General features: G+C 48.9%; 10 protein-coding genes. 4 read left to right on the forward strand and 6 right to left on the reverse strand.

Features of this window, described 5'->3' with window-relative positions; translation table 11 throughout:
- Positions 1–486: ABC transporter substrate-binding protein (locus tag AC1DLI_RS12335; RefSeq protein ID WP_477602926.1), on the reverse strand; the 486-nt coding region annotated here is incomplete at its 3' end.
- Positions 487–895: 409 nt separating this feature from the next.
- Here AC1DLI_RS12335 and AC1DLI_RS12340 point away from each other — a divergent pair.
- Positions 896–2,941: an RICIN domain-containing protein gene (locus AC1DLI_RS12340; protein WP_477602928.1), complete on the forward strand. Its 2,046-nt coding sequence runs from the start codon at positions 896–898 to the stop codon at positions 2,939–2,941.
- 95 nt (positions 2,942–3,036) lie between these two features.
- Here the strand turns inward: AC1DLI_RS12340 and AC1DLI_RS12345 are convergent, their stop codons facing one another.
- Positions 3,037–3,789, reverse strand: coding sequence for an SDR family NAD(P)-dependent oxidoreductase (locus AC1DLI_RS12345; RefSeq protein ID WP_477602930.1), 753 nt, complete (start codon positions 3,787–3,789; stop codon positions 3,037–3,039).
- A 148-nt stretch (positions 3,790–3,937) separates the two neighbouring features.
- Here AC1DLI_RS12345 and AC1DLI_RS12350 point away from each other — a divergent pair, with 148 nt between their 5' ends.
- Together AC1DLI_RS12350 and AC1DLI_RS12355 are read left to right on the forward strand one after the other, a co-directional pair.
- Entirely contained in the window at positions 3,938–4,633 is a 696-nt protein-coding gene (locus tag AC1DLI_RS12350; protein WP_477602932.1) for an HAD family hydrolase, read from the forward strand.
- Between the two features lie 338 nt (positions 4,634–4,971).
- Positions 4,972–6,300 carry an FAD-dependent oxidoreductase gene (locus AC1DLI_RS12355; RefSeq protein WP_477603402.1) on the forward strand — a complete coding sequence of 443 codons (1,329 nt, stop codon included), beginning with the start codon at positions 4,972–4,974 and terminating at the stop codon, positions 6,298–6,300.
- Positions 6,301–6,518: 218 nt separating this feature from the next.
- Here the strand turns inward: AC1DLI_RS12355 and AC1DLI_RS12360 are convergent, their stop codons facing one another.
- Positions 6,519–7,490, reverse strand: a complete 972-nt coding sequence (locus AC1DLI_RS12360) for a glycoside hydrolase family 43 protein (RefSeq protein ID WP_477602934.1) — start codon at positions 7,488–7,490, stop codon at positions 6,519–6,521.
- A 302-nt stretch (positions 7,491–7,792) separates the two neighbouring features.
- Between AC1DLI_RS12360 and AC1DLI_RS12365 the strand changes: the two genes are divergently transcribed.
- Positions 7,793–8,707 carry an ArsR/SmtB family transcription factor gene (locus AC1DLI_RS12365; protein WP_477602936.1) on the forward strand — a complete coding sequence of 305 codons (915 nt, stop codon included), beginning with the start codon at positions 7,793–7,795 and terminating at the stop codon, positions 8,705–8,707.
- Positions 8,708–9,116: 409 nt separating this feature from the next.
- On the opposite strand, the gene AC1DLI_RS12370 is transcribed toward AC1DLI_RS12365, so the two are convergent.
- Genes AC1DLI_RS12370 through AC1DLI_RS12380 form a run of 3 tightly spaced genes read right to left on the reverse strand, consistent with a single transcriptional unit; the run spans position 9,117 to position 13,341 of the window.
- On the reverse strand, positions 9,117–10,097 hold the full coding sequence (locus tag AC1DLI_RS12370; protein WP_477602938.1) for a carbohydrate ABC transporter permease: 981 nt from the start codon (positions 10,095–10,097) through the stop codon (positions 9,117–9,119).
- A 5-nt stretch (positions 10,098–10,102) separates the two neighbouring features.
- Entirely contained in the window at positions 10,103–10,981 is an 879-nt protein-coding gene (locus AC1DLI_RS12375; protein WP_308996016.1) for a carbohydrate ABC transporter permease, read from the reverse strand.
- A 2-nt stretch (positions 10,982–10,983) separates the two neighbouring features.
- Entirely contained in the window at positions 10,984–13,341 is a 2,358-nt protein-coding gene (locus tag AC1DLI_RS12380; protein WP_477602940.1) for a DUF5696 domain-containing protein, read from the reverse strand.
- Positions 13,342–13,350: the final 9 nt, after the last annotated feature.

A 13,350-nucleotide genomic window follows, 5' to 3' on the forward strand; every position in this document is an offset into this window, starting at 1 on the left:
GAGCTGCTTGCCGTCGTAGCGGTAACGGTCGAGCGCCTGCTTCCATACATTATCCTCTTTGAATAGCTCGGTCGTTTCTAGAAACGGCTGCAGGTTCTGAATCGTGCCTGCCTCAGCGAATTTATAAAATTGCGGCCCCGATACGTAGAATACATCCGGCGTTTTGCCTGATGCGACCAGCGTGGACAGCTTTTGGTTGTACTCTGCCGGAGGTACGCTTGTATATTCAACCTTTACGTTCGGGTATTTCGTTTCATAGGACTTAATAAGCTTCGTGAATATATCCTTCTCCTGCGGGCTGCCATGGCCCATAAACGAAATCTTCACCTGCTCCTGCGGCGTATTTTCCGCTTCTGCTTCTTTGTTGCCCGTGTTGCCGTTCGTGGCCGAGCCGCTGCCATTATTGCCGGATGAGCAAGCCGACAGCAGCATCCCAAAGCATAATAGAAAAATAAGTCCAAGCCTTGCCGATTGTTTTCTCTTCATTTCGTTTGACGCCTCCCTTTTGTAAGTGCTGCATTAAACACGGTTTCGCCATCAAGGATTCTGCAATGGAAAGCTTCATGCCATGAGCCAACCCACAGCTACTTTCGACGCCCGCCTTATTTTTGCAAGCGCTTCCTTGATGAGCTTATTCTAGTTTATATTGTTATAAGTTTAAATACTGTATTTAGTATAAAAAATAAAAGTTTTTTTCCATAACCAAACCTTCGTTCTCCAATTTTGATCATTTGCTCTCTCAATTTTGTATAGATCCACCCTTCGAACCTCATTTCCACCTGTCTACTTCATTAGAAAGGCTTTTATTATACTAATTTCAGTATATATTTAAATACTAACATGCCTTATAATCCGTTTTGAAGCGCTTACATTATCATTAAGGAGATGATTTTACTTGTACTTAGCCAAAAAAATGAGCATCACTGCAAGTTTAACCGCCTTACTGCTTGTACTCACTACCCTGTTAGCCTGCCTTCAAGCTTTTGCGGCACCAGGCTTAGCTTGGCCCTCGAACACCGCTACTGTATTTACCCCATCTAACGGAGGGGTATGGTATCCGCGTTTGCTTAAGCTAAACAATAACGATATTCTTGCTTCCTTTGATACGAATGCCGGCGGCGGCAAAACAAGAATAATGATTGCCCGAAGCAAAGACGGCGGTCATAGCTGGTCTCCTGCCATACAAGCTGCGGCTGATGCGAGCGGCGATGTTGGAAACGGACAAATGCTGCAACTTGCTAACGGCGATATTTGGTTATCCTACCGGCTTGTCGTGCAATCCGGCTCCAATTACAGCACCTATCTCAAAACAAGAAAAAGCACGGACGGCGGCAATACGTGGTCGGATCTCGCAAACGGACAGATCGGCGCAACTACTGCCAGCTCCTTCAAAGGCTTATGGGAGCCCCATCTTCAAATGTTAGGCAATACCATCGCTGTTTATTATGCGGATGACGGTCCTGCGGCAGCCGGAACAACGGGTCTTCAAAAGCTCATCATGAAAACCTGGACCGGAAACGGCTGGAGCGCCGAAACGGTTGTCAGCGACGGCGTTGCCGCGGGTTCGAGAGACGGCATGCCCGTTATCACCCAAATGGCAGACGGAAAATATATACTTGTATTCGAATCGACAGATGTTGCCGGTCATCCCTTTGTCATCAAATATAAGATTTCAACTGACGGCTATAACTGGAATGTGCCCCGTCAAACCTTATATATCCCATCAAAAGCCGGTAAAAAAGCCGGCGCTCCCTTTGTCGTAAAGCTTGGAGACGGACGTCTTCTTGCATCCTTCCAAACCGATAATGACAGCATCAACACTGGCGATGCCTACTCCTCCATGTATACAATGATCAGCGCGGATAACGGAGCAACCTGGCAGTTCCGCTCTAATATTTTCCCGGTAAGCGACTCGACCAGCTCCAATTGGAATGCTTTGCTCCCTATTGACGGAACGCATGTGCTGGCTGCAACAAGCTCGGACTATCCCAGCAGCGGTGTTTATGTTCGCTTCGGCCATGCCGTCACACCCTCCAACACGAATCTGCTTACGAATTGGAGCTTCGAGACCGCAAATGTAAGCGGCTGGACCACGTTCAACGATGATTATCCTGCTCGAATTAAGGTTCATGGCACAAATGACGGCGTAGGCGTCCCGGCCGCAGATGGCAACCATTTTATCGGATTAGCCGGAACGAGCGGGCCTGCAACGGCTTATGTCGGTCAAACCATAAGCGGACTGGATAACGGCAATTATACGATGCGAGCGTATATGCGAAGCAGCGGCGGGCAAAACGCATGCGTCATGGAAGCCACAGACTTTGGCGGTACGATGCGGCAAATAAATTGTCCGGTAACGACGGCTTGGACGCCGGTTACCCTCTCCAATATTGCGGTTACGAACGGGCAAGCAACGGTTGGTTTTTTTGCCTCAAACACGCTGGCAAGCCAATGGGCCGATATTGACCGGGTTGAATTTTATCGAAATGACGCTTATAACGGAGTCGTATCCGGCGGCGTGTATAAGCTCGTAAATTCGAACAGCGGTAAAGCGCTCGAGGTCGACGGCTGGGGGACGACAAACGGAGCCAACGTGCAAATTTGGACGGAAGGCGCGAGTCAAGCGAATCAGCTCTGGCAAATCACGCATGTGGGAGACGGAGCATACAAGCTTATTAATACGAATAGCGGAAAAGCGCTTGAGGTTAACGGCTGGGGCACGGCGAACGGAGCGAACGTGCAAATCTGGGATTATGCCGGCACCCCTAATCAGCTTTGGAAGGTCGTGGATACAGGCAGCGGATATATGAAGCTTATCGACTCAAACAGCAATAAGGCATTAGACGTAGCAGGCTCAGGCACGGCGGACGGCACCAACGTTCAAATTTGGGATGATCTGAGCAGTGGCRCTCAAAGGTGGAAAGTTGTCAGGGTGAGTTAATCGAAGTTAATCGGAGTTAATCGAAGGATTCGGGGTCTCGCGAGGGTTACACCCCTTGCGATACCCCTTCTTTCTCTGATTAACCCAAACACAAGCTATTCCTCGTAAATCATCCTTCTTGTCATTCCGCCGTCCAGCGTGATGTGAGTGCCGGTCACAAAGTCATTTAGGGGATCCGTCAAATAAAGGCATGCGCGCGCAACATCCTCCGGCTTTCCGACACGCTGCGACGGATGCTGCGTATGGTCCGCTTCACGCAGCTGGCTGTAATCGCCCGTTTCAATCCAGCCAGGACATATCGCGTTGACCGTAATTCGGTCCGGACCTAAAGATACGGCCATCGCATGCGTCAGCGACAAAATCCCTCCTTTGGAGGCGGCATAAGCCTCCGAATTCGGCTCCGACATCATCGCCCGCGTTGAGGAAATGTTCACGATTGCTCCGCCGCCAGTTGTCCGCATAAGCTTCGCTGCTTCCCGCGAACAGATAAACGTCCCGCGCAAATTCGTATTGACGACGCTGTCCCACTCCTCGATCTCCAAATCATAGGGAGATTTCCATATTCCAAAGCCGGCGTTGTTAATGACAATATCCAGACGGCCAACAAGCGTTTGGATATCCTGCAGCAGCCGCGTAATCTCCTCAGGCTTGCTCATATCAGTCGTAATGGACACGGAATGATAGCCGACCTCCTCCAGCAGCAAACCCGTTTGCTCTAGCCCTTCTTCATTTTTATCCGCAATAATAGGAAGCGCTCCTTGCTCGGCGTAAGCCAGCGCAAGCGCCCGGCCGATACCTGCTCCGGCGCCTGTTATGAGTACATTTTTATCCTCGTATGTTAATTTCATTTGAATTCCTCCTTAGGCTATTCCAGCTTTACGTTAGAGTTTAAAGCAAAATATATGAAAATGGAAATTGTTAACTCATAACATTTCTATTAAAATAGAGATTCGACCGGTCTTTCCAGCCTGCGAAATCACAAAGGAGATGATTATTGTGCGTATTCAAGCTGTGTTTTTCGATTTGTTTGAAACCTTAATCACCGAGTTTGCAGACGGTCATCGTAAAACCATTCGTTCAATTGATTATTTTGAATTATTCGGTTTGCACAATGACGACTTCAAGCGTGAATGGAGAAATCGGCAGGCTCTGAGAATGACTGGCTCATTGCCCAATTATATTTCCACAATCAAGGACATTTTAGAAAGCCGAAATCTAAAAATAGATCTTCAGCTTCTAGACCGCTTATATCAGGATCGTATTAATGAAAAAAGGGTTCCCTTTCAACAGATCCATCCCGAAATCATGCGAACCTTAGATCATCTGCGAGCCATGAATGTTAAGCTCGGAATCATCAGCAATTGCACCGAGGAAGAAGTAAGATTCTGGCATGAAAGCGAGCTTGCCGGATACTTTGACGATGTTATATTCTCATACGAGGTTGGATCAGCTAAGCCTGACAAGGAGATTTACAAGCTTGCTTGCGAGAGGCTGGGTGCATCGCCCGAGCAGTCTATTTTTGTAGGTGACGGCGGCTCTAATGAACTGGAGGGTGCAAGCAAGGCCGGCTTGCAGCCTTTTCATGCTTATTGGTTCAATACTTATTTGGATAGCGCCTATAAGAAGCTGCTTAATCCCGAACAACTGCTAGCTGAGCTTTCCGTCTTAAACAACCAAGCGAGACTAGGTTGATCAAACTGCTGACCTTCGTTTCAAATACGCGTCATTATCTTTACTAGAGCAATGCTCCTACCTCGTGTGCGCGTTTTCGACGAGCCAGCTCACGCGCACCTTCCCGATTTGAGGTTGTTACAAATCCGTGTCAAATAATCTGAAAATTTAAATTAATAGGCTAAAAATGCTGCAAAAGCCCTTGTCATCCTATTCAAAAAGGCATATGATAAAAGCAAGAAAAGGTTGTGAATGTTTTCACACAATACCCTAGATTGTGAAATAATTCACGTTGTAAAGACAGCTGCCGATGCAGCTTATCCTCTTTACATCTACTATAGGAGGCGTTCAAAATGACAATGAACATCGCAGTTATCGGTTGCACACACGCAGGTACCGCTGCTATCACCCAAATGGCAAAGCTTCACCCAGGCGCTCGCATTACGGTTTATGAACGGAACGACAACATTTCGTTTCTCTCGTGCGGAATCGCCCTTCATGTCGGCGGCATCGTGAAGGATGCGGAACAACTATTTTATGCAACGCCCGATCAGCTCGCTAAGCTCGGCGTTACGACGAATATGCGCCATGATGTGCTCGCTGTAGATACGGATGCCAAAACCATTCAGGTGCGCAATCTCGTCACGGGCAGTGAATTTACGGACAGCTACGATAAGCTCGTCGTAACGACAGGCTCGTGGCCGATCATCCCGCAAATGGACGGAATCGATCTGGAAAACATCTTGTTATGCAAAAACTACAACCATTCGCAGACCATTATCGAGAAGGCCAAAACAGCGAATCGAATCGCCGTAATCGGTGCCGGTTATATCGGGATTGAGCTTGTTGAAGCCTTTGAGCTGTTAGGCAAGCAGGTAACCTTAATCGATAACATGGAGCGCATTTTGTATAAGTATTTAGACCGGGAGTTTACCGATTTGACGGAGCAAGCGCTTATTGATAAAGGAATTACGATCGCAACCGGGCAAACCGTCACTTCGTTCAAAGGCAGCGAAGGGAAAGTAACGACCGTCATGACAACTGCAGGCGAATATGAAGCCGATCTTGTTGTACTCTGCATCGGTTTTAGGCCGAATACGGAGCTGCTCAAAGGGCAGGTCGACATGCTGCCAAACGGAGCCATTATCGTCGATGACTATATGAGAACAAGTAAACCCGATGTATTTGCCGCCGGTGACAGCTGTGCCGTGCATTACAATCCGACGGGTCAAAATGCCTACATTCCGCTTGCAACAAATGCTGTTCGCATGGGAACGCTCGTAGCCAAAAACCTTATTCAGCCCACCGTTAGATATCTCGGCACGCAAGGCACATCGGGAATCAAGATTTACGATTACAACATCGCTTCGACAGGCTTAACGGAAACCGCAGCGATTGCCGCGGGCATGAATGTGAAAAATGTCACAATCATTGATAATTATCGTCCCGAATTTATGCCTACCTATGAACAGGTTACGTTAAAAGTCGTATACGAAGCGGATAACGGCAGAATTGTCGGTGCGCAGGTGTTATCGAAGGTTGATCTGACACAATCGATCAACACGATCTCGGTATGCATCCAGAACGGCATGACGATGGATGAATTAAGCTACGTAGACTTCTTCTTTCAACCGCATTACAACAAACCATGGAACATTCTTAACCAAGCTGGCTTGCAAGCCGTATAATGTTCGAAGGAGCAGCGATGCAGCTTCACGCACAATCGCTCCTCCTTTTTCCACTGAAAATCTGCGCGAAACTTTCCTATAAAATATATCTATATCTGTTCTTACAAGCTAGCAAATCCCGTTGCTTATCTCATCAAACCTGCCTTAAAGCATACGCAGAATTAGCAAGGAGGGAGGAGCCACCTTTACCAGGATGGCTCCTCCCTCCTTGCTGCCTGCTAAACCGTATCCGCAGGAGGCTTCCCGAAGTCGGGAGTTCCGTCGCTGTTCCATGTAAACACCTTCGCGCGTGCGTGACGGTTAGGATCAAACAGCGGATCGCCTTCAATTTCTTTGTAGCTGCGTGCATGGTAAATTAAAATATCATGCGCGCCGTCTTCCGACACCGTGAAGCTGTTATGCCCTGGCCCGTATTGACTCGTCTCGGGGCAGCTGGCAAACACGGGCGATTGTGACTTCACCCATGAAGCAGGATCAAGCAGATCGCTTGTTTCCATGGCAGTAAGCAAGCCCATCGCGTAGTTATGATTCGTCGCGCTTCCGGAATACGTCAAATAGATTTTTCCGTTCCGCTTCAGCACAGCCGCTCCCTCGTTAACCATAAAGCCGATTACTTCCCATTCAAGCTCCGGCTTCGTGATAAGCACCTGCTTGCTTTTGAGCGTCCAAGGGTTACTCATAGCAGCTATGTACAAATTGGTATTGCCCTGAATGGCAGGATCCTGCTGCGCCCATACTAGATACTGCTCATCATTATGCCTGAAGGTCGTTGCATCCAGCGAAAAGGAATCCCAGTCTGTTATAATCTGGCCTCTCTCCGTCCAGCTTCCTTCAAGCGGATTGGCAGATTCATTCTCAAGAACGTACATACGATGCCGGAAGGGTGCATCTTCTCTTGCCGCGGCGAAATAGATATACCATTTATCATCGATAAAATGCAGCTCCGGCGCCCAAATATGCTTGCTCATCGGTCCTGAATCATGCTGCTCCCATACGACAACCTGAGCTGCGTCACGCAAGCCGGCAATCGTTGCCGACCTGCGCAGCTCGATGCGGTCATACTCGGGAACGGATCCCGTAAAATAATAATATCCGTCCGTATGCTTCAAAACCCAAGGATCTGCCCGCTGCTCTACCAAAGGATTTCGCAGCTGCGTCAGCGACTGTCCGGATGCTTGTGTACTTGTCATTTCTCTCAATCCTCCAGCCAATAATTCGATATGCACGGAACTCGTAAGGTCGTAATCATTAACATATTTACGAATAGCCGTTCTCTGTTAAATATTATTTGTCAAGAAATCTTTTTACATATAGAATAAATGAGTAGATATTACCTAGGTTTAAGTCGATTTTTCATCTAGAAATAACATACTCAATCGCCAAATCGCTGTTGAACTGACGTTCGGTTAATATTTTTATTAACCTCCCCCTCGATATGACCGCCTTGAATTAGAACAATTTCGTTTGTAAAAACGTGAAGCGGAGTGAAAGCATGAAAATCGATATTTCAGATACTCATTTACCCATCTATGAAGCTTTAGCCAGCGATGTGCGGCTTCGAATTATTCAACTGCTCGCCCTGCAGGAAATGAACATCAAGGATCTTGCACAAGCGCTCGAGCTCAGCAGTCCTATCATGACCATGCATGTGAAGAAGCTGGAGAAAGCCGGACTAATCAGCTCAGAGATGGTCTCAAGCAGCGGCGGCACCAAAAAAATGTGCAAGCTCATCACCGACAGCATTGAAATTGATTTCCCTTCCAAGAAGCGTCCTGCACTGCGCACCTATCACGAAAACATCGTTTCCATTGGCCATTACACGGACTTTGAAGTGGAGCCGACCTGCGGCCTCGCTACGACCGTCAAAGTAATCGGCATGTTCGACGAGCCTCGCTTTTTCCTTGATCCCGAGCGTATGAATGCCAAAATATTATGGTTCAGCAGTGGCTTTATCGAATATAAGATGGCCAATTTCCTGCTCAAAAGCGAGAAGCCTACCGAGCTTGAAATCTCGTTTGAAATCTCGTCCGAGGCGCCTTTTGCCAATGAAAACTGGCCATCCGATATTTCCTTTTACTTAAACGGCACAAAGATCGGCCTATGGACCAGTCCAGGTGACTTCGGCGGAAAACGCGGCAAGTACACGCCTGACTGGTGGTGGGACGAGATTAATCAATATGGACTGCTCAAGGTGCTGAAAATAACGCCAAACGGTACCTTTATCGATGGCCAGAAAATTTCAGACGTTACCTTAGATGAGGTTAACATCCTCAGCAAGCAGTGGAAGTTCCGCATTGCGGTCGAGGAGGATGCCGAAAATGTTGGAGGCGTCACTTTATTCGGCTCCGGCTTCGGCAATTATAATCAAGACATCGTCTTTAAGCTTTATTACGAAAGAAACGAGTAGAACCAGCGGCGCAAGCCGCTAGCTCTTCAGCCTGTAAATCGTAACCGATTACTTTGGGAGCTCTAAAGTAAATCTCTTTTTTAGCACTGCATCATATAAAACGGGATTCGTGATGGCTTTCAGCAAGTTTAGCTGGAAAAGCTCCCGGTAATTTAGAAACAGGTACGTATTCCGTGAAATTAGATKGAATTTCTCCCGTTAAACTTGTTATTCTTAGTACTAGGATGTATTTTTGTTAAGATTAACGGGAGTTTTTCCTGTTAAATGCTCCAAAACAACCAATTCAAGAAAATTAACTGGAGTTTTCCCAGTTACTTTCGTCACCAACTCCATCCCTCCTCAGCTACAATCAGCTGTTCCGACGAAAGCCTCCTGCATCTCTCGTAAGAGCAGGAGCAGCTTGTCGTTTTTATTCCCCCGCGATACCGGAACGCTCGACGCTTTCCACGAAATAACGCTGCGTGAACATATACAGGATCAGGACTGGCAGGATCGTAAGCATAACCCCCGCCATGACTTGGTTTTGCAGCGTAGGCGCCATGCCGAGCGTGCCCGCGGATACCGAGCTTGATGCCTGCTGGAGATCCAAATTCGCGTTTCCGTTGAAGAAGGCCATATTTTGCGCCAGGTTGAAATATTCCGGTACGAGCAAATACATGTTGGGTTCGAACAAGTCATTCCAGTGCCACACGACCGAGAACAAGAATACAACCAGCATCGCAGGCTTTGCGAGCGGGAACATGATCATCCAGTACGTACGGAACGCGCCTGCGCCGTCAATTCTCGCCGCTTCCTCCAGCACATTCGGGAGCGTCCGATAAAATTGGATGAAAATGAGCACGAACAACGAGCCCTTCAGCCCATGTCCGAGCAACGCCGGCACCACAAACGGCAAATGCGTATTTACCCAACCTAGGTCGAGGAAAAAGGTAAACAGCGGGACTACGATGGTTTGCGGCGGCACAAGGAACGTAAACACCACCATTGCCAGAAACAGCGATTGGCCAGGAAAGCGGTAGCGCGCGAAGCCATAGCCCACGATCGAGCAGCTGACTACCTGCAGTATCGCGCTTCCGAACGAAATAATAACGCTGTTCAGCAAGCCCGGCCAGAAATTGATCTCTTCAAGCGCGATCGAATAATTCGTCAGGCTGAACTGCTTCGGAATCCATTGAATCGTAGCATCCGCCACGTCCTCCGGCCGCATGAGCGACTTTGATACCATATACAGCAGCGGATAGACGAACACAAATGCCAAGCTAAGAATGACTAAATAGTAGAAGAACGTTCCGGCAACGCCTCGTCCGCGCTTCATCCACGTAATCTTCCAGACCGCTTCCGCTTTGCCCTGAAGGTCGGCATATTTTTCGGTCATACTAGGTGAACTCATGCCCACTACCCCCTACCTTCGGTCGCTGACAAGCTTTTGCGGAAAATGAAGAACACGACTGCCAGCACGACCGAAATCACAATAAAGTAAATCCAGCCCATTGCCGAGCCGTAAGCGTAATTATTCGTTTTGAACACGTTGTTCATAATATGGTTCATAATTTGATTGTCCGTTTTGGTGAACGAGTTCACGACGCTGTACAGTGTGTTCACGAACATCATCGGCATAATCATCGGGAAGGTGATTTTCCAGAAGCTCTCCCATTTTGTCGCTCCATCACATTTGGCCGCTTCATATAATGCAGGAGAAATCGTCTGTAAGCCAGCGATGAAAATCAAGATCTGTACGCCGGAATCCCACATGACGAGCGTCAGAGAATCCGCATACTGGAGCAGCGGCTCCAAAATACTTTCCGGAATGAAGGCGTTCAGCTTGCTGAACAGATCGTATTGATAAAAGATCGGAAGCTGGGCAGCGCCCTGCTCCAGCAGCTCCCTCAGAATCGCGCCCGACGCGATAATGACCGGCAGGAAGAAAATGCCGCGAAATAACGTACGGCCGCGAAATTGGCGATTGAGCAGCAACGCGCTGAACATCGCAAAAATAAGAATCAGCGGCACCTGCGACAGCATCGTCGTAATCGTGCTTTGCAGCAGCGGAACGAAATCAATGTCCGTCGTGAAGGCAGCCCGGTAATGGGTTAAGCCAGTATAGGAAGCTTTTAGCCCTTCCTTCGTAACCTCTAGATTATTAAGCGAGTAATAGAGAGACTTGCCGAGCGGAATGACCATAAACAACAAGAAACCGACTATCCAAATGGAAATGAACGAGTAGCCCTCAAAGATGTGACGGCCTCTCATCGAGAGTCCTAATTTTTTGCCCATGTTCATTCCCCTCCGTTCTGCATGAGATAGCCTGCCGCCGGAACAGAAAGCCCATCTACCGTCGCCGGCTTACCGCCGTAATTGACAATAACCTTCGTCCCGTTTGCGTAAGTTGTTCGATATACGTCGGTTCCCAGCTTCTCATGATCGGCAATTGCTTGATTCGAGATTGCTTTATAAATCGGCTCAAGCGCCTTGTATTCCTCGGCAGCATCATCTATCCAGGTCGTATACTGCGAGCTCCAAAGCCGATCCTCCAGCGTTCGCTGCAGCTTAGTCGTCGGCTCATAGGTCAGCTCCAGACTAGGCAGCGCGCCGTATTCTACCATCCTCAGCAGCTCGTTTTGCGCATCGTTTCGCAAATTAATCGGCTTAGCCGCATAAGGCACTAGCCCGCGCACCGCGATTTGGTAGAAAGGCACGGTCTCGTCATTGTAAATAAAATGGCTGGAATCCAGCGGAATCCCGCTAATGCCGTCTATATGTCCAAGCATGTAGGCAAAGCCGTAATCGACCGATGCTCCGCCTGTCGCTTTGCGGACGTCATCTGCGGCTTTGACCCATACGGATGCCGTTTCGCCGCGATTTGTCAGCGATTTCGAATCAATATCGGAGTAAAGCGTATCTCCCCAGTAAGCAAGATGCACGCCTGAAATGCCCAGCTTCGCATAATCCTTCAGCTCTTTATTCAAGTGCTTGCTGATGACGCGCTTCGGCTTCATCCAGTAGTAGAGCTTGCTGTCGTCATTCCATCTGCTGCCAACAAAATAATCGGTGCTTGGCGCAACCTCCCGGTCCATGCCGCGAATCGCGTCCTTCCCCTTCTTCATGCCGTCGCTTTCCGAGAAGGCGCGGGCATAATTGGCTTCCAAATAAAGCGAAACGCCATTATTAGCCGCGTAAGCTGCAAGCTCACCCAGCTCCTTCGCCCCGCCTAGCTTCTTCTCTACAGGGAAATGATCTGGCTGATCGCCATACAAGCCGTCATCGGACCATCCTGAGAAGGTAAGCTCTAAATTCGTTATCCCTTTTTGCTGGAAAGCATCGATAATTTCGCGCGCTTGCTCGAAGGACGTCATTGATATGAACGTGCTTCCGAGTACTTCATCCCGCAAAATACCACCGAGCAGCTTCACCTTCACAGGAACGGTCGTTTGCTCGGCAGGTTTAACCGCCTGCTCGTCTTGCAGGTATTTGCCGTATGCCTGCGCCATGCCGACATAATCAGCCTGCTTATCCTGCAGCAGCACGTAACGCGTTTGCCGATCGCCCTTGATCCAGTTTCCTTGGAAAAAAGGAATTTCACCCGATGTCCCAATAAAGATCACATCGCTCCAGCGGTATACGAATTCCGCAGACGTCCGGTAATAGGAGATCGCGCGAATACCTGACGGCGTACCGTTGATTTTCGCATCATACTGTCCCTTCGTTACAATACCGAGCGAGCCGACTTCATTTCGGTAGTTGCCGAAAACAGGCAGCGCCACCGCTTCCTTCGGCGCCAGCTTTTGTCTCCACAGCTGATCGATGTTTTCATGCGACTGCGTGACGTAAGCGGGATCCGCGCCGTAAATCATTTCCGAGTAGCCTGCAAAAAATTGCGGATGCTTCGCGCTGTATTTCATAAGCGCGCCCGAGCCGTCAGGCAGGAAAATCGCACCTTCCTCCGTATCGGCAGCCGCATTCCAGAACGGCAGCGGCTCAATGCTCACAAACTTTGCTTTGCCGGACTCTTTAATCGAGGATTCTGGAATCGTCAGCTCGAAGCCGTTTTTCACCAAGCGGTACTCAATAGCAAACTCAAGCTTTTCCTTTACGAATTGGAAGGTAACCTTAGCCCCGCCATCGATGGTTTCGATCTTAAGCTTGTTTTCCTTTTCCTTCGTTAAGTACGTTTGAACCGTATCAGAGCCCTCTGTGTATTTAATATGAACGGCCGCGTCCATATACTTCTTGTTATTGGGCATCGTCGTACGGGGCAGCTGCGGCGTGCCGAGCCACTCCGTACCGGTTCCTTTATCAACGAGACGAATATTGCCCGTCTTCTCGTCGATGTACATTTTGTAGCCGTCGTTTTCCGCGATCTGCTTCGTCGCCGTGACGGGATACAGCTTCACTTTGCCCGCGACAGCAGGCACCGCGGTCTCCGCAGCAGTCTCAACAGCCGGAGCTTCCTCTGCTGCCGTCGCTTCCGCTGCATCCTCGCCGGATGCGGCATCCGCCCCCGCCTCAGCCGTGCTTCCGCCAGCATCCTCCTCTGCTTGAACCTCGTTAATCCCTTCCGCGGTCCCGATTGGAGGGAATATGCTGACAACGAGCAGCAATGCCGCGATAATAAGCCATTTTCGTTGTTTCCTCATCTCGTCCAC

This window comes from Paenibacillus sp. 01T443, assembly GCF_056398325.1.

What these genes read in the sequence shown, in the direction of transcription:
- AC1DLI_RS12345 (WP_477602930.1), bottom strand. Translation starts at nt 3,789, where the DNA reads ATGAAATTAACATACGAGGATAAAAATGTACTCATAACAGGCGCCGGA.
- AC1DLI_RS12355 (WP_477603402.1), top strand. Translation starts at nt 4,972, where the DNA reads ATGAACATCGCAGTTATCGGTTGCACACACGCAGGTACCGCTGCTATC.
- AC1DLI_RS12360 (WP_477602934.1), bottom strand. Translation starts at nt 7,490, where the DNA reads ATGACAAGTACACAAGCATCCGGACAGTCGCTGACGCAGCTGCGAAAT.
- AC1DLI_RS12365 (WP_477602936.1), top strand. Translation starts at nt 7,793, where the DNA reads ATGAAAATCGATATTTCAGATACTCATTTACCCATCTATGAAGCTTTA.
- AC1DLI_RS12370 (WP_477602938.1), bottom strand. Translation starts at nt 10,097, where the DNA reads ATGAGTTCACCTAGTATGACCGAAAAATATGCCGACCTTCAGGGCAAA.
- AC1DLI_RS12375 (WP_308996016.1), bottom strand. Translation starts at nt 10,981, where the DNA reads ATGGGCAAAAAATTAGGACTCTCGATGAGAGGCCGTCACATCTTTGAG.
- AC1DLI_RS12380 (WP_477602940.1), bottom strand. Translation starts at nt 13,341, where the DNA reads ATGAGGAAACAACGAAAATGGCTTATTATCGCGGCATTGCTGCTCGTT.